General features: G+C 46.1%; 5 protein-coding genes. 2 read left to right on the top strand and 3 right to left on the bottom strand.

Features of this window, described 5'->3' with window-relative positions:
- Positions 1-74 precede the first annotated feature (74 nt).
- On the bottom strand, positions 75-1,886 hold the full coding sequence (rho, locus tag AC23N5_RS20820; RefSeq protein ID WP_487757096.1) for a transcription termination factor Rho: 1,812 nt from the start codon (positions 1,884-1,886) through the stop codon (positions 75-77).
- Between the two features lie 439 nt (positions 1,887-2,325).
- Between rho and yidC the strand changes: the two genes are divergently transcribed.
- Positions 2,326-4,197 carry a membrane protein insertase YidC gene (yidC, locus tag AC23N5_RS20815; RefSeq protein ID WP_487757095.1) on the top strand — a complete coding sequence of 624 codons (1,872 nt, stop codon included), beginning with the start codon at positions 2,326-2,328 and terminating at the stop codon, positions 4,195-4,197.
- An 85-nt stretch (positions 4,198-4,282) separates the two neighbouring features.
- On the opposite strand, the gene AC23N5_RS20810 is transcribed toward yidC, so the two are convergent.
- Positions 4,283-6,838, bottom strand: coding sequence for a phosphocholine-specific phospholipase C (locus tag AC23N5_RS20810; protein ID WP_487757094.1), 2,556 nt, complete (start codon positions 6,836-6,838; stop codon positions 4,283-4,285).
- A gap of 245 nt (positions 6,839-7,083) precedes the next feature.
- Here AC23N5_RS20810 and AC23N5_RS20805 point away from each other — a divergent pair, with 245 nt between their 5' ends.
- Entirely contained in the window at positions 7,084-7,368 is a 285-nt protein-coding gene (locus AC23N5_RS20805) for a hypothetical protein (RefSeq protein WP_487757093.1), read from the top strand.
- Positions 7,369-7,435: 67 nt separating this feature from the next.
- Here the strand turns inward: AC23N5_RS20805 and AC23N5_RS20800 are convergent, their stop codons facing one another.
- Entirely contained in the window at positions 7,436-17,725 is a 10,290-nt protein-coding gene (locus tag AC23N5_RS20800) for a LamG-like jellyroll fold domain-containing protein (RefSeq protein ID WP_487757092.1), read from the bottom strand.
- Between the last annotated feature and the right edge of the window lie 37 nt (positions 17,726-17,762).

The following is a 17,762-nucleotide window of genomic DNA, read 5'->3' as shown; positions in this document are numbered from 1 at the left end:
TTAGGCTCTGCCTGATACCTTTTTTGTGCAAAAAAATAGCCCTCGCGAAGAGGGCTAAATTAAAAATCGTTTTTCTATCGGTTCATCGAAATCAAGAATTCTTCGTTGGTACGTGTTCCTTTCATGCGTTCTAATAAGAAATCCATCGCCTCGTTTGGATTCATGTCAGAAAGGTATTTACGCAAAATCCACATACGCTGGAGGGTTTCACGGTCGAGGAGTAAATCTTCACGTCGTGTACCTGAGGCGTTCACATCAACTGCAGGATACATACGTTTGTTGGCCAAACGGCGGTCGAGTTGGAGTTCCATGTTACCCGTACCTTTAAATTCTTCAAAGATAACTTCGTCCATTTTCGAGCCAGTATCAATAAGAGCCGTAGCGATGATGGTCAACGATCCGCCATTTTCTACGTTACGAGCCGCACCAAAGAAGCGCTTGGGTTTGTGAAGTGCGTTGGCGTCCACCCCACCCGAAAGGATTTTACCCGAAGCAGGTGTAACGGTGTTGTATGCACGGGCCAAACGCGTGATAGAGTCGAGGAGTATCACCACATCGTGGCCACATTCTACCATCCGCTTTGCTTTTTCAAGCACCATACCCGTTACTTTTACGTGGCGGTCGGCTTGCTCGTCAAAAGTGGAAGAAATCACTTCGGCACGAACACTACGCTGCATGTCGGTAACTTCTTCTGGACGTTCGTCAATGAGTAAAATGATCAGGTAAATCTCAGGGTGATTACGCGTAATTGCGTTGGCAATTTCTTTGAGTAATACCGTTTTACCCGTTTTAGGTTGTGCTACAATCATCCCACGTTGGCCTTTTCCGATAGGGGCAAAAAGGTCAAGAATGCGCGTAGAATAGTTGTCGGGTTTGCCGCTGAGCTTGATGTGGTCTTGGGGGAATAAAGGCGTGAGGTATTCAAATGGAATACGGTCACGGATTTCTTCGGTTGTTTTACCATTGACGGTTTCGACGCGAAGCAAGGCAAAGTATTTTTCTCCTTCTTTGGGCGGGCGGACTGAGCCACGAATGGTATCGCCAGTTTTTAATCCAAAGAGTTTTATTTGAGACGGCGATACATAAATATCGTCGGGACTAGCTAAATAATTATAATCGGCAGAACGTAAGAAACCGTACCCACCATCTGACATAATTTCGAGAACACCTTCGTTGATGATAAGTCCATCAAATTCTTTTACGTAGTTGTTGTACTGCCGTTTGATTTTATTTTGGAACTCATCGGGGCGATAGTCGCGTGAGCGTTCTTCCGTTTTCGCGGGAAGTGGTTCGGCTTCTACCTCTGCGGGTGCTTCTGCTTCAAAATTTTCCGTAATAAATGAGGTGTCGAAAAAGTCATCTTCAGGAAGCTCGATTTTTATATCGGCAAATTCTTCCTCAGCTGCTGGTTGCTCATTTGCTGGCTGCGCGGGCGCCTCGGTGGGTGCAACAGTGGGTTCGGGAGTAGGTTCATCAAAAAAACGAGGGGCGGCATCCTGAGGTGAATTTTCAGGGAATGGCTTCTCGTTTTTATGAATACGTTGACGTTTGCCACGCTTCTCAAACGAATCGTTTGATTTGGGGTGAAAAAAGTCGATAGTACTTTGAGAAACTACTTCAATAGATTCTGAAGAAGCATCTTCTGCGGCGGCGTCTTCTGTTGGAGCATCAGTGTCTGACGCAGCAACTTTTCGAGGACGTTTACCTGAAGGTTGTGCAGATTTTGATTTTTCGGCGGGTGTGTCAGAAGTAGAGGACTGTTTTTCTAAAATTTTAGCAATCAGTTCTTTCTTTGAAAACTTAGAAGGGTCTTTGATACCGTTTTTTTCGGCAATTACCCGCAACTCCGCTAGGAGCTTGGGATTTAGATCATCAATGCTGAGCATATAAAAATGAAGGGTAAAGAGAACCTTTACACGGAGAAATGTTTATTATTAGTTATTTAACAACAAGAGGATAAACCAGGAAAAAATAGGGATTGATAGCTGGAACTGAACAAGAGAGACGGCTTTTGGGTTAATGTGTATCAGATAAGCCGTAGTATTGTCAGAAAAGTCTCGCAATTATACTTCTTAAACGGGATTCTGTCAAGAAAATTTTGGTATTTGTTATTTTTTTTGGCGCTATTGTGATTTTTTCGCTAAAAAATGACCGCTCATCCTTCTCACAGGTGCTAATTCTTGAAAACTCACTAACTTTGCACCCGCTTTTGCCACAGCAAGAGCAGTTATTAGTTTACCGTTAATCATGAGAATGTTTCCTAACGGCTGAGTACGAATAACGTGTAACAAATAACGTGTCATAAATAACGTATAAACCAAACAAATGGAGAGAAATCAAATCATTGGATTAGCGCTCATCATGATGATGCTAGTAGGGTATCAAATCCTAGCACCACAAACTGAGCCTCCCAAGACGAATCCTGCGACGCAAACCAAGTCTAGTGCCACAGCCGCTGTTGCACCTGCCCCTCGTCAGTTGGATTCGGTAGCTGCCAAAGCCATCTATGGCGATTTTGCCAGTGCAGCCATCGGTACCGCAAAAGATATTGTGGTAGAAACCGATGATGTTCGCTTGACTTTTAGCACCAAAGGTGGAAATGTCAAAGAAGTACTATTGAAAAAATTCAAAACCTACACCAATGCTCCTTTGTACCTCATTGATGAGCAAAGTAGTAAGTTTAACCTCGAACTCCCTACCAACAAAGGCACAATCAACTTAGCTGATTTGTATTTTACAACTGAGGCAAGCAACCAAGTAATCACGACGGGAAAATCAACAAAACTAGCTTTCCGTTTGCCTCTAGGAGCTAATCAGTACATCGAACAAACCTACACCATTCAGGGAAGTGGGTATTTGATTGATTATGATGTGCAATTGGTTGGATTAGATGGCCTTGTTAAGAACGAGCCTACTCGCCTTGTGTGGCAAGATAAGTTGAAACAGCTAGAAAATGACATGGCCGAAAACCGTAAAGTTGTAACAACCAATTATTACTCAGACGGGGAGTTGTCGGACATTGGTCGTGGACAAAGCGATAATGTAGAAGAGAAAATTGAGCAACCTGTTTCGTGGTTTGCCCATAAAAACAAATATTTCCTTTCTGCTTTTATTACAAAAGGGTCGAGTTTGAGTAATGCCACTTTAAAATCGTTGGTTAATCAGTCGGACTCGACTTACATCAAAACCATGCAAAGTGAAGGAAGCCTTTCAACGGCCGACTTGAAAGCTGGCAAAGGAAATTTCCAGTTTTTCTTTGGACCAAACGACTACCAAATTGTAAAAAATATTGATACAGCTACCGATTTTGGTGATAACGTGGACTTGGGCTATGCGTTCTTGAAACCGCTTAACAAGTTCTTCTTTGTGCCTATGTTTAGCTTTTTGGAGAAGTTTTTCTCTAACTATGGGGTGCTGATTGTGGTGTTGGTGTTGATTGTAAAATTGTTGATGACCCCGCTCGTCTATAAGTCGTATGTGAGTATGGCTAAAATGCGGATGTTGGCGCCAGAGCTGGCAATTATCAAAGAAAAAGTTGGCGATGATGCGGCCAAAATGCAACAAGAACAAATGAAGTTGTACCAACAAGTGGGTGTGAGTCCGTTGAGTGGCTGTATTCCTGTGTTGGCGACAATGCCTATTTTGATGTCGTTGTTCTTCTTGTTTCCCAACTTGATTGAACTTCGTCAGCAGTCGTTTTTGTGGGCAAGTGACCTTTCTACCTACGATGCTCCCATCAAGTTGCCGTTTGCGATTCCATTCTACGGTGCTCACGTCAGTATTTTTACGTTGGCGATGACGGTCTCTCAGTTGGTATATGCGTGGTACAATAACCAGATAACGCCTGCGCAAGTGCAGCAGCCTGGCATGCCTGATATGCGTATGTTGACGTATTTTATGCCTGTGATGTTCATGTTTGTGATGAACTCGTTCCCTGCGGGTTTGAGCTTTTACTACTTAGTCTCGAACGTAGTGACTATTTTACAACAGCAGGTGATTCGTCGTTTTGTGAATGATGATAAAATTCGCTCGATTTTGGAAGAAAACCGCCGCAAAATTGCGTCAGGTGAGAAGAAGAAGTCGAAGTTCTCGGATATGCTTGAGCGCTCAATGAAAGCGGCTGACGAAGCCAAAAAACAAGCAGATGAAGCGAAAAAGCAAGTCGAAGCAAAACGTGCGCAAGCGAAGAAAAAATAGGTGTGTCGGGGTGCTCACACCCCGACGCACACGCTAATAACAAAAAAGGGCAGCGATGAGCTGCCCTTTTTTGTTATCTATCAATTTATGCCATTGCGGGGTCGCTTACAGAATCTTTGCCCGTTTCGACGTGGCCCGCAAAACGTTGCTCAAAACCCTCCGCACCTTCTATGCGGATGCTGACATCGTACCAGCCGTGGCTTTTCTTGAGGTCGAGAACGAGCGATGCTTGTCCATTTTTAGCCTCTACAACCACCGTTTTAGGGGTGTTTTTGTAGGCATTGTCCGTAACCACTACGCGTAGCCTTTTTTGAGAATCCGCATTACGGAATTGCAAGGTTAAATTACCCGAAAGTTGATTTTTTGAACCCTTCGATGTTTCATATACTCCTTTCACACTCAACTGTGGGCTATTGGCTTGTCCTTTAAATTCGCGGAAAAACCCGTTAGGGCCATATACACAGAGATGATAGGCATTGTTTTCAAAACTGGAAAGCGGCCAAGAGGGTGTGAGTGAATCGCCTGAACTTACGGCGTACGACCAAGCTTTTAAGTCTTCAAAAGGAGCATTTTCGTTTGCACGGTATTTGTGCGGGGCATACACGTGAAAGGGAGAGCCCGCTGATTTTGCCCCAAACACACGGTTTTGGGCGCTCAACTGAACAGATACCGATTTTTTATCGGCACTGAGTACCGCGTCAGCGTAAAGTTCATACGGAATAGCGGCCGAGGGGCGTGTACCTTCTTCTTGTTTTGGCATCCATGAAGTAGCGGCAGGATTTTGGTTGGCTGCGGCAATTTCTTCTGGTGAAAGGGCCTTAAAGTTAGAAGGCGGATTTTTGAACTTGGCGTTGTGGACGAGTTGATAAAAGCTGTCTTTTTTAACGGATTCTGGCAACGGAATTTCTTCTCCGCTGTAGGGGCGAAAGACCGAAGTTAAATCCCCGCATACCGTTCTTCGCCAAGCGCTGATGTTGGTTTCTTTGATGTCTTTCTTGGTTTTATGGCTCAAGAAGTGCTCCATAAACTGCAACACAGAGGTGTGGTCAAACACCTGCGAGTTGACAAACCCACCACGGCTCCAAGGGGAGGCAATCAGCATCGGAACGCGGTAGCCCAGTCCAATAGCCCCGTCGCGGCCAGGGTTTTGCGCACTGTATTCTTTGCGTTTACGTTCTTGTTCCATGGTCACGTGTTCAACACTCGGGTCGATGCCTTTGGAAACCAACCCGTCGCTTAAATCAGGTTTAGGGGCTACGAAAGGAGGGACGTGGTCAAAATAGCCGTCGTTTTCATCGTACGTAACAATGAAAATGGTTTTTTTCCAAACCTCAGGGTTTTTGGTTAAAATATCCATTACCTCCGAAATATACCAAGCGCCGTACCAAGGTGCCCCTGGGTGGTCGGAGAAGTTTTCGGGGGCAACAATCCACGAAACGGTCGGGAGTTTGCCCGTGTTGACATCTTCTCTGAATTGGTGAAGGGTATCACCTTTAGGAACCGACATTTCACGTTCGACGCTGCCATCCTCGTAGCGGTGCGTGGTCAATTCGTGGTAGTGAGAATCGTTTATATTAGTCGTAAACGCCTTTTGGTGAAGGTTTTTGGCACGCTGTGAAAGTTTTTCAAAGTTTTCTTTGCTCCAAAGTTCGCGGTCTTTTTTGGCGATTTCGAGTTCGTCTTTTTTCTGCTTGAGCGTTTTTTGCGCTGTTTCAGTTTCTTTGCCAGACGGAGGAAGCGTTTGCAGTTTTTGTTCTAACGCCGCAATTTCTTTGGGCAATTCAACAACCTGTTTGGCTAGGAATCGTTGATACCCAGTTGAGAAACGAACGTTATATTGAGAAAACCACTCAATGGGGTTGTCGGTGAAGTTAGCAAGCCACGCATCTTGTTCGCCGTTGAAGCCCATCGAAATACTCAATTCGTTTTGATAAATTCTCCACGAAATGCCATTATCTTCTAACCGTTCAGGGAAAGTGGTCCAGTGGGCCAAATCGTCGTAATCAACGTCTGAGTTACGAACATTGGCCTTTGATTCGATCGTAGGTTTTTCCCGAATGGTTCCCGACCAAAGATACAAGCGGTTGGGGGTAGTACCTGTCAATGACGAACAGAAATTATGGTCACAAACCGTGAAGGCATCGGCCATGGCATAATAAAATGGGAGGTCTTCGCGGGTAAAATAGCCCATCGTGAGCGGCATGTGGGCATAGGCTTTGTTGCCCGATTTTTTGACGTCAAGCCAGCGGTTGTACTTCCCGTTGTTTCGAGCATCCACTTGGTTTTCCCAAGAGTGGGGGAGTGAGCTCATCCAAGTCACTTTGGTATCTTTGATATCAAGGCGAAAAGGGGCGTAGGTTTCGCCTTTGGCGTTAGATTGCAACCAAACCAAGTTTTTGTTGGGTTGGCGAATAGCCCGAGGGTCATTAAAGCCCCGAACCCCTCTGAGGGCACCAAGTGCGTGGTCGAATGAGCGGTTTTCTTGCATCAAGACGACAATGTGCTCGGCGTCGAGGTAAGTACTTCCCTGTTGGGGATTAATTTCTAATGCTTTTTGGATAGATTGAGGTAAGGCACTCCATAGGCTTGCACCGCTAGAGAGTAGAGCGGCTTTTTTGAGAAATTCTCTTCTAGAATCCATATAGAAAAGTTGGTGATGAAAATGGAACAGATAGCAATACTACGACAAAAGTGTACATAAAGGCTAAGGAAAGGCGTTAAGAAATGGTTATTTTCATTAAAAAATAGAAATACTAAGCGGTTATGGTATTTTTTGTCGTGGCAGAAACTTAACATAAACATAACTTGAAAATTTTGTTTTAACCGAAAAATAGCTATGTATTTGTAGATTTTTTTATTTGAACCTTTTAAATCAGTAAACCATCAATGAAATCTGAAAAGAAAGCCCAAGCAAGTGCAATTATTGAGAAAATAACCGCCGCACTTACCGACGAAACAAGCTCAAAAAAAGCGGCCAAAGCTGTGGGCAAAGCAGCTGAGAAATTGGCAAAGAAGCTTGCCAAAATAGCAAAGAAAGAAGAAAAAGAAAAAGCGAAAGAAGCTAAAAAAGCCGAAAAAGGTAATAAAAAGGAGGGGAAGAAATCTTCAAAAAAAGAAAAAGCGAAAGTAGTGGCGCCCGTGAGCGAAACAAAAGACGCAATTGCTGAGTAGTTGTAGGAAGTACTTTTTATGATAAGAGGAGGTAGCATCCAAGGCTACCTCCTTATTTGTGTGTTTTTTAATTTATTTTAATCACTTTCAACGTTACTTGTTCCATTTCGGTTTGTACGTTTAAGAAATAAAGACCACTGGGAAGATTCGTAACTTCCATTTCTTCCTGATGTGTGTTTGACTCAGGTTGAAAAGAATGACTAAAAATTTGTCGGCCTGAAGCATCCCTCAATGTAGTGTGAACGACTTGCCCTTTGCTTTTTTGTACTTTGAGGCGAAGGGTGTTGCTAACGGGGTTGGGGAGAACGGTGGCGAAGGCGCCGTTATCCGTTAGCTGTTTTCCGTTATCCGACCCTTGCGCATTTGCTCCTTGCTCTTTACTTTTTACCTCTTCGCTGGCTGCTGACTGCTGACCGCTATCCGCTGTCCTCGCTGCACCCAATCCGACGCCCTCTTTGGACTGAATACGGAACCAGTATTCTTGGTAAGCCAATACACTGCCCTGGGCTTGGCGCGTTGCAGGATAAATACTACCCCAGCCCTTTTTATCCCAATACCGTACACTTAACTTATACAAACCTTTCGGTAAGCCTTCGTCGTATTGATTGCCTCCGTTGCCATTGTCTGCAAAAAAACCGTAGGCTGGATGGTTTTGAGCGTATAACTCCGTCCAGCCATCACGGTTGGCGTACATAAAGTAGGGGGCGTTGTTTTCGTGGGTATTAAATGAGCGGATGGCACCCATTTCTGGCGTTGCCAACATATCAAACGTTAGCGAACCATTTGTTCCTAATGCACAAGCATCTACGTTGATTGTCCAATAACGAGGAGCAATTTTATTGGGATGCTCAACATAATAAAGCGTTGGGTTTTGCTGCGTGCTTTGCTCCAATTCAGGGCCACCGTCGCGGGTGATGAATTGGCTCGACCAAGCAGAACGGTCGTTGGTTTTTACCGCTGATTTGGATTGGCCGATATTGATTAATGTTACGACAAACGCATTCCAGTAAATGTCTTTGCGAATGCTCTCCGCACTTTGGCAACCACTTTCAAAGATACACTTTGCCCAGTAACTTTGCTTGGTGACATTGCTGAATGATACCTCAAAACTTGGCGTTGTGATGCCTGTGTTCCAGAAGGTTGTACTTCCTGCGGGGCAGTTGGCTGAAATGGTCACGGTTGTACCAGTGCAAACTAATTCTTGAGAAACAGTTACGATGGGAGCTACCTGGGTAGGTGTTATCGTAAACGTTACCACGTTACTTTTTTCACTCACGCAGCCGTTTTCAGTCTGACAACGGGCGTAGTACGAGGTAGTTTCCAAAGGAACAGTGGTGGGCAGGCTTGGCAAGGCGATGTGGGTAGTGGCATTGTACCAAACTGTTTTCAAACTACCACAAGATGATTGCCCACCGAAACTTGCAGTGGAACTACAACTTCCCGTTGATGATAACGAGACTGTTGGGGCAGATGGAATTAAGACCAATTTTAAACGCATCACACCTGACTCAGTTTCTATGCACGATGGCAACCCGTTCGATTTGCGGCAACGCACCCGATAATTATGGTATTGATTGTCCACCAATCCTACGGGCACTCCTGCGCTATAATCGCCCCCATCCACCGAATAGAGCGTCATTTCGTCCGTGGCACAGTTGGCAGCGAAAAGAAGCGTTGTATTGACCAAACTACACACCTCTTTCGTTTCACCCGCTGCCACACTAACCCCATCAACGGCTAATGACACATTTTGCGGTACCGAAGCTCGGCTATTAATGGTCACTTCAATTGGGTTGGTATAAGTTACTGGACAAGTACGATCACAGGCCGCTTGGTAGCGGTGGGGTTGGTTATTCGATAATTGGGAAACTGGTGGAGTGGTTGACCAGTCGCTCCATACGCCACTGCCTATTTGAACTCGCCAAACGGGCGAACCCACCACACACGAATTGGTGACTGAAAACTGTAAACTGTTCACGGGATTCGCATCTGTATCGCAGAAGGTTTGTGAATTTCCTTCATTCAATGTCACTTGTTGGGTCGTTAAAGTAAAAGTGGGTTTGGTTAACACCGTAACCGTTGCCGAACCGTTTTGAGGTTGGCTACAACCATAGGTGTCGCTGACCTTTTCTAACGTATAGGTAAACACGCCCGCTTGGTTGGTTGCGGCGTTGAGACTAGCACTGTTACCACTTGAGGTCGTGATACTTTGGGTACTATTTCCATTTAGTTTGAAAGAAAATGTATAGGGAGAAGTCGCTGAAGCTCCCGTAAATTGAATAGTTGGCAAAGGGGCATTGAGGCACACCGTTGTGGTGCCTTGAATGGTAGCTGTTGGTAGTGGGCGAACTACAACGGTACCCGTAAGCGGTTGAGAAACGCATTGATTCCCGTTTTTGACGGTCAACGTAAAATGCATCGAAGTTCCTGATGCGGGAGCCGATAACTGAACCGTAATGAGGCTAGGAGTTAAACTTTGGTTAGTTTCTGCAACAATTCCAGCGCCAGCAACCGAATAAGTAACGGGCGAAAGAGTAGTCGCCGTGTACGGAATGGTAAATGAAGTTGCCCCTGCACAAATAGCAGGAATCGCACCGAAGGTAATTGTTGGGGGATTGGGGTCAGACAAGGTTTTAGAAGTTATGTCCGAACCTGTACAGCCTGAACGGGTAATGGAAAACGTACTGTATTCGCCCGCAGGTAAAGAAGACAGGGTAAATCCATTAGCTACGACATTGACGGTTTTAGGGCTTCCTGCTCCCGTGTAGTTTAGTGAATAACTGCCATCTTGCAATTGTTGGGTGGTAAAGGCAATTCTCCCGTCGCTACCCGAACAAGTACTTGGATTGGTAACGGCTCCTGCTACAAGGACGGGAGTAGAAGGGGCATTTAAGGTAGTTGATTCGGTTAAATTACCCGTGCAACCTGAATAACTCACAGAGAAATTGGTATATGTTCCTGCCGACAAGCCTTCTAACGTTCCAACTCCAGCCGCTACACTAAGTGTTTTAGGACTACCTGTGCCCGTAAAAGCGATGGAGTGGTTTCCGTCGGGTAAATTCGTGGTGCTAAAAACGATACGGCCATCATTTCCCAAACAAGTACTGGGGTTTGAGGTCGATTTTATGGATAAAACTGGGGCTAATGGGTCGCTGAGTGATTGGGCATCTGCTAAGGTGGCAGTACAGTTGTTGTACGTTATTGAGAAACCGCTGTAAACACCTGCCGACAATCCACCTAACGTAAACGTATTGGACAAAACCGTTACTGTTTTAGGACTTCCTGCCCCTGTGTAGGTAAGCTGGTAATCGCCGTCGGGCAAATTAGTGGTAGTAAAGGCAATTTTTCCGTTCGTACCCGCGCAAGAGGTTGGCGAAGTGACCGCCCCTGCCACTAAAGTAGGCATTGGATTGACCTTTACAAGCGCCGAACCACTCATGGAAGTCGCTGTACAATTGGCATCGCTCACGCTCGTGACTGTGTACGTCCCTGCCGCTGCGCCTACAATGGTATATGGGCTGCTTGAAATGCCTGTTCTTGAAGTGGATGTCGTTCCGTTTGAATAAACTACATCCCACGGCCCAGTTCCAGTTAACGCAATCGAAACGTTGGGAAGTGGTTCGGTAGAGCAAACCGTGCCGCCCCCACTGACCACCGATGTGGGTAAAGCATTGACAGTGATTGTAGGAGTAGTACTGCTGCATCCTGTTACGGTTTCGGTAAAAGTAAACGTTACATTTCCGCTGGCAATCGCAGTTACTTGTCCAGCATTCGTAACAGTAGCTTTGCTTTCATCGCTGCTTGTCCAAACCCCTCCTGTGTTGGGCGATAGCGTAAGATTTCCACCTATACAAATCGCCGTGGCAGGTACGTTGATGCTCGGAAGCGGTTTGACCGTGACCGTAGCCGAGGCCGAAAGGTTTAGCGTACAAGTACCGTCGTTGACCGATACCAAATTGAGCGTTTGGTTTGCAGTAACGCCCGAAATTGTCACAGTTGCAGTTCCTCCCGTGAGGGTGGTGGTAGCATTAGAACCACCGTTGACGTTGTACGTAACAACAGCGCTGTTAGTCCCTGTGAGGGTAAAAACGGCATTGTTGCCCGCACAAATGGCTGAATTGGTTCCACTTATGGTGGCAGTTGCGGTACAAGAGCTTAATCCTGAAACCTCGAAATCGTACACTGCTTCGTTACAGTCGTCGTTGTTGACAGTGATGGTTGCTGATTGAGCTCCAAGGGCAGTGGGAGTAAAGGTAACGGTAAAAGTAGCGGATGCGTTTACGGCTAATGGACTGGCGGTACTCAAACTTCCTACCGTAAATAACGAATTTGAACTTCCAATGGAACCGATGTTCAATTCTTTGGTTCCTGTATTTTTGATTGTAAAGGTTCTAACAAGCGAATTTCCAATAAATACATCGCCAAAACTTGTATGGTCGGTGTCAGCAGGGGAGGTGTCACCATCGACAATCGAAGTGGTATTTCCTTGAATATCGATTTCAGGATAGTGCTGCAACCCACCCGAAGCAATCCAGTTGGAGGTTGTTCCGTTGAGCGCAAATCCTGTCATGGTGCCAGTTCTGGCAGTATCATTGGTTTGAGCATCAAAAAGGGAGGTATTGCCTGTATTATCACCGCCTGCCGTCCCTTGGTTGAAATTGTAATACGCAACCAGACCACTTTCATTTCCTGCTAACTCATTGAATAAATTGGCTTGTATTTGGGCTTGCGTTCGTTGAACATTCCAAACACGTAGCTCATCCATGGTACCGTTCCAGGGATAACTGCCTGCCCGTGAGCCCAACCACATATTTGTACTAACGGTGGGGAAATTACCTTGAAAGCTGGCCGTTGGTGTCGGTTGGCCATCCACGTAGGCATACACGGTGCTCGTTGTGCCGTTGTAAGTGAAAGCATAATGGTGCCAGCAATCTTCGATGGGATAACCTGTGAAATAGGTATTGTCCCCGTAAACAGCTAGTGCCAACGTTGGCCCCAAAATTATGGTCGTTCCAGACCCAGTAAAATTGATGGGAAATGAGAAGTTAGGAGCTCCTTTTGCCCAAAACTCAACGGTGGTTGAATTGGTACCAAACAATGGGGTCGGCATAGGAACTTCAATGAGATCATCGTATCCGTCAAAATGTAGGGCATTGGCATTGACCGAGGTACTTGTCGCTGATACGTCAAAATCGTACGTTGATTCGTTACAATCGTCGTTTATAATCGAAATGACGCTGGTTTGGGTAGTAATAGAGTTGGGGGAAAAAGTAACTGTAAATGTAGCAGAATTGCCTGAAGAAAGCGGACTCGGCGAACTCAGCTCACTTACTTTGAATTTTGTATTGCTGCTCGTGATGGCACTAATCGTAAGCGGAGCGTTTCCCGTATTCTGAATGGTGAAGGTTCTCGTAAGGGCTGCTCCTGAAGTAGTCCCAAAATTTGTATCATTCAATTCCGACGTACCCGTTGTGCCATCGACAATGTCCTGACCTTTTCCTTTGACGTTGATTTCAGGAGCATTGACTGTTACGGTGAAAGTACAGCCCACGGCTGAATTGGTTCCATCGGTTCCTGTTAAGGTAACTGTCGTAGTACCAACGTTAAAGCTAATTGCCCCACTACCTGCGCCATCGGCCACCCCACTGATGGTTTTTGTGGTTGCTCCGCTCAAGGTGTATCCCCAAGTGGCTCCCGAACAATTATCCGATAGCGGGTCTGCTATGGTATAATCGGCGGTACAGCTACCTGATGCCACTGTCATTGTTTGGTTGGAAGGACAATTAAGCACGGGCGCTTCGGTATCATTGACGGTGACGTTAAATGTACAGGTGGCGTTATTTCCACAGCCGTTGGTCGCCGAGAGGGTAACGGTAGTAATTCCTTTATTGAAAACGGCTCCGCTACCTGTTCCACTGCCGCTACCAACGGTGGCTCCAGTAAATACGTATGAGATTGTGGGAGTAGGATTGCCCGTAGCCGTTGCGGTGTAATTGACCGTTGCGGTACATCCGCCAACGGCTGTGTTTGCCGTTTGGTTCGTAGGACAGACTGAGAAAGACGGCGCTACACAACTTCCTGTTCCAGAGATGGTAAAAGTGTAATTGGCTTCATCGCAATCATTGTTTAGTACCGTAATTGTGGCATTTTGAGCACCTGTAGCTGTCGGTGTAAAAGTCACGGTAAACGTAGCTAAGCTATTGACCGCAACCGTTGTGGGGACATTGCTTACCACAAACGTAGCATTATTAGACGTAATGTTAGTGAGGGTCAAAGCATCATTGCCTGTATTTTGAATGGTGAACGTCCGTTCCAAAGCGCCGTTAATGTTCACACTGCCGAAATCAGTATGATTAGCCGTCGAGGTAGATGTACTACCGTTCAAAATGGAAACCAAAGGTGAACCACCCTGTACGTTAATTTCGGGAGCGACAACCGCAGGGCAATTGGTGCCTGAAATGACTCCTCCAGCGGCAATCCAGTTGGAAGTAGTTCCAGTGAGTGCAAAGCCTGTCAACGTACCGTTATTAGCTCCGCCAATGGTTGTGGCCAAATCATTTAATGTAGTTGTCCCACTGTTATCGCTGTCCGCAAATCCTTGGTTGAAAGGGTAGTAGGCTACTAAATTTGCTTCTGTACCTGTCAATTCACAACTACGCTGTTGACTAATCTGCTCACAAGTACGGGCTGTGTTCCAAATACGCAATTCGTCCAATGCTCCCTTGATAGGCAGACAGCAACCTGAACCAATACGTAACACATCAAAACTAGGAGGTGCGCTGTTGCCCTTGGTATATAACAAAACGCCGTTTTTATAAAAATAGCCCGTCCCATTGTTATAAACATACGCAAAGTGCTGCCAAGTATTAAGGACAACGGTGTTGGCAGGAATGTTTACGGGGGTCATTCTGCTCGCTATATCAGTGCCTACATACACTGAGCCGTTGGCTGTGGTATGAAATGCAAAGCCATTCCAATGCCCACTAGAGGCACTTCCAATTGAGATTTCTTGGTTGTAGTCGCTCAAAGACTCGGGTTTTAGCCAAAACTCGACGGTGAACTGAGTCGGTGGGGTTGGGAGTAAGCCCGATGCTGTAATAAGGTCATTAGAGCCATCAAAGTGAAGAGCAGCCCCTGTAGTTGCCCCAGCGCCAGTCACGATAAAAGTGTACGGGCTTTCGTCGCAGTCGTTATTGGTGACAGCAATAGTGGCATTTTGTGCCCCTGTTGCTGTAGGATTAAATACAACATCGAAGGTTGCAGAACTATTTGCCGCCACCGAGGTTGGTTTATTGCTGATGGTAAACTTGGTGTTATTGGATGTAATGTCAGTGATAGTCAGCGTATTGTTTCCTGTATTCAAAATGGTGAAAGTGCGCGTCAACGACCCATTTACTAGAACATTACCCAAATCGGTACCATCGGCGGTAGCAGGGCTGGAGTCTCCACTTGAGATAGAAGTCAGCGGTGTGCCACCCTGTAAGTCAATTTCAGGGGCAACAACCGTCGGGCAACTCGTACCCGTTGTGACACTGCCAGTAGCTATGAAATTGGAGGTGCTACCGCTGAGCGCAAAATTGTTAAAAGTTCCATGATTGCCGTTTGCAGTGGCGTCTGTCAGACTTGAAATTGAGGAATTATTACCATCCGCTGCCCCTTGGTTGAACTTGTAATACGCCACAAGCCCGCTTTCATTTCCCACTAATTCACAGTTGTACTGTTGGCCAATTTGGTCGCAGGTACGCACGGTATTCCAAATCCGTACTTCATCAATTGCACCGTTAAAGTATTGAAGAGAACTGGGGTTTCTACCGATACTCAACGGTTGGTTTGTAGAGGGAGGTATCTGTGTCTCTGCTTGCGAATAGACCAGTACCCCATTGACGTATAGTTTTACTTTGGCTCCGTCGTAAGTGGCCGCGATATGGCTCCATGTATTCAAAGAAATAGCACTTGGGGCCGTGTGAAAGCGGCTATCACTGGAGTTGGTCCAAAAATAAAACATCGGTTTTCCATTGGTCAATGTCAGGCCATAGTTGGCAGTCGCATCCGTATTGGTACGTTTGTCAATAATGATGTTGTATGAATTAAAACTGGCTGGTTTAACCCAAGCTTCAAGGGTAAGACTTGCCCCAAGGTCAAGTATATTGGCATCAGGTACACTCACATAATCGTTGGTTCCGTCAAAAGAAAGAGCCGCTCCCGCTGTAATGGGGGCATTGTACGACAATGTCACTTGTCCTGCGGAAGGCAGGTTGTAGTTGATGTACCAATTGGCAGGAAGGTTAACCGTCGAAAAAGTCCCCGACAAAGTGGTGGCATTTATGATAGTGAGTTGGTGGCCGTTGCTACCCGTGTAGCTATTGATAAGAGAAACGTCGAGGGTTCCCCCAAGGGTTGCCGTACCTGTGATGTTCAGACGGTCGTATTGGGTACAAGCAGTAGTTCCGCCCAATTCAATTTGAAGAGTACCGTTGTTGGTATAACCGTTGGAAAAAGAATGGCAGCCAGGCGAATTTCCTGGTGCCACAAAACTTCCATTGGGGTTGGTAAACAAACTTCCCGAGTAAGTACCTGCCCCTTTGTACGTACCATTGTTGGTCAACGTACCCGCACCACTCAAGGTACCATTATTGGTGAAAGTAGATGATGTTTCATTAGTGATTGTTCCAGCATTTGTAGCAGGCACAGACGCCCCGATAGTCATCGTTCCAGTATTCGTGATTATTCCTGTTGACGTATTCGCGAAACTCGCCAATCCACTTCCTTGCGTCATTGAATACGTACCGTTATTGTTGAAGGTGCCGCTGTTGGAAAAAGCCAACAAGCCAAGCGCCATTGTAGCCCCTGTGCTATTGGTCAGGGTCGCTCCTGAACGGTTTGAAACGCCGAGATAGTTAAAACTAAAGGTGTTATTGTTGATGAATGTCCCAGCATTGTCCAACGCTGCTGCCATTGACCCATTATTGGTGATGGTCTTGTTTGCAGCATTGATAAAGCCGTTGAATTGAACTGAGCCGCCACTGTTGTTTGTAAACGTACCATTATTTTGAACATTGATGTATTGACTACTAATCAACGTTCCCGAATTATTAATCGTCCCTGTATTTGTAAAACCGCCATACGTGGAGGTACTCGTACCACTATGATTGAACGTCCCTGAATTGTTAAAACTGCCACTTGGATTGGAGAAGTTACCTGTTGAGGCAGTGTTCATAGTACCCGCGTTGTTCAAGGTACCATTGTTGGCGGTTAAAGTACCATTAATGGTAAGTGTTGCACCTGATTGAATGGTAATGGTCGGTGTACTGGTCATTGTGAAGGTAGTCGAGGCATTGATGGTCAATGACGTACCAGACGGAAAAGAAATAGCCCCCCCAGTGATGGTACAATTTGACGCAATTACGACGGCGTCACCGCTGGCCAAATTTGCCGAAGTAGGTACGACCGCACCACTCCAATTGGAAGCTGTCGCCCAATCGGTGCTGTTGGTACCGTTGAAGGTATAGCTGGTTGTAGCACTGCCAAGCCCCCCTAATGCTGCCGTTCCTGACATTCGAACACGGTCAACGGTTAGGCTACCATTGCTGAAAAAGTATGAAAAAAGGTAATTCATCGTCGTTAGGTTCGATGAATTGGTGGCAATGGTAACTTTTCCTGTTACGTTCGTTGCAGCCGAACCTATCGTAGCGGCATTCATGGCTGTTTGGTCGAGCGTAGTACCATTAAAAAAAATGTTGTACTGTGCCAACGACAGAATCCACGCAGACGTCGAACCGTTGTCGTAAGAAAAGGCGTACAGGTAGGTGGTTCCAGTGGTCAATGCTGCTCCACCTGTCATGGCTGAGATTCCTGTTCCTCTGACTCCAAGGGCAGGGTTACCCGATTGCCCATCGTTGGCAGGTAGAAATCCTAGATAGTGATTTTGGTTGTTGGTAGAAGCATTCGTTCCTAGCCCCAACATCAACACCGACGAACTGACGGGCGCTGCATTTAGCTTGAATAAAAAACTTCCTGAAATAGGACCAGCGGCGTCAAACCCCGTCGTGATTTGCCGACGGGCATTCGAACCGCTAGCAACAATCATTGCCCCACCTGGGCTGGTTAAACCTCCGAAACTTAGTCCCGTGGCGGTGTAGGCGCCTGTGCCTCCTGACCAAGCTGCGGCAAAGCCAGTTCCGCCGTTTTGGTTGGTTAAGTCTCCCGAAGTCGTTCCGTAATCAAAGTCTTCAGAAATGATAATTTGGGCAAACGTAGGGTTGCCAGACATGAATAGTAAACCGAGAAAAACACCACATAGGAGGAGCAGACTACGGTTGGTTTTGGAGAAGAAAGAAGGGTAGAGATTCGCTTTCATACGTTTCACGAAGTGATTGTCTATGTACTTCGCAAAA

This window comes from Runella sp. R5_40 (genome assembly GCF_057652295.1).
The sequence above is the reverse complement of the archived record's forward strand: the minus strand, read 5'-3'. Positions and strand labels throughout refer to the sequence as shown.

Bases quoted from the DNA above. Each gene is read 5' to 3' on its own strand.
- yidC (WP_487757095.1), top strand. From the start codon at position 2,326: ATGGAGAGAAATCAAATCATTGGATTAGCGCTCATCATGATGATGCTA.
- AC23N5_RS20805 (WP_487757093.1), top strand. From the start codon at position 7,084: ATGAAATCTGAAAAGAAAGCCCAAGCAAGTGCAATTATTGAGAAAATA.
- AC23N5_RS20810 (WP_487757094.1), bottom strand. From the start codon at position 6,838: ATGGATTCTAGAAGAGAATTTCTCAAAAAAGCCGCTCTACTCTCTAGC.
- rho (WP_487757096.1), bottom strand. From the start codon at position 1,886: ATGCTCAGCATTGATGATCTAAATCCCAAGCTCCTAGCGGAGTTGCGG.
- AC23N5_RS20800 (WP_487757092.1), bottom strand. From the start codon at position 17,725: ATGAAAGCGAATCTCTACCCTTCTTTCTTCTCCAAAACCAACCGTAGT.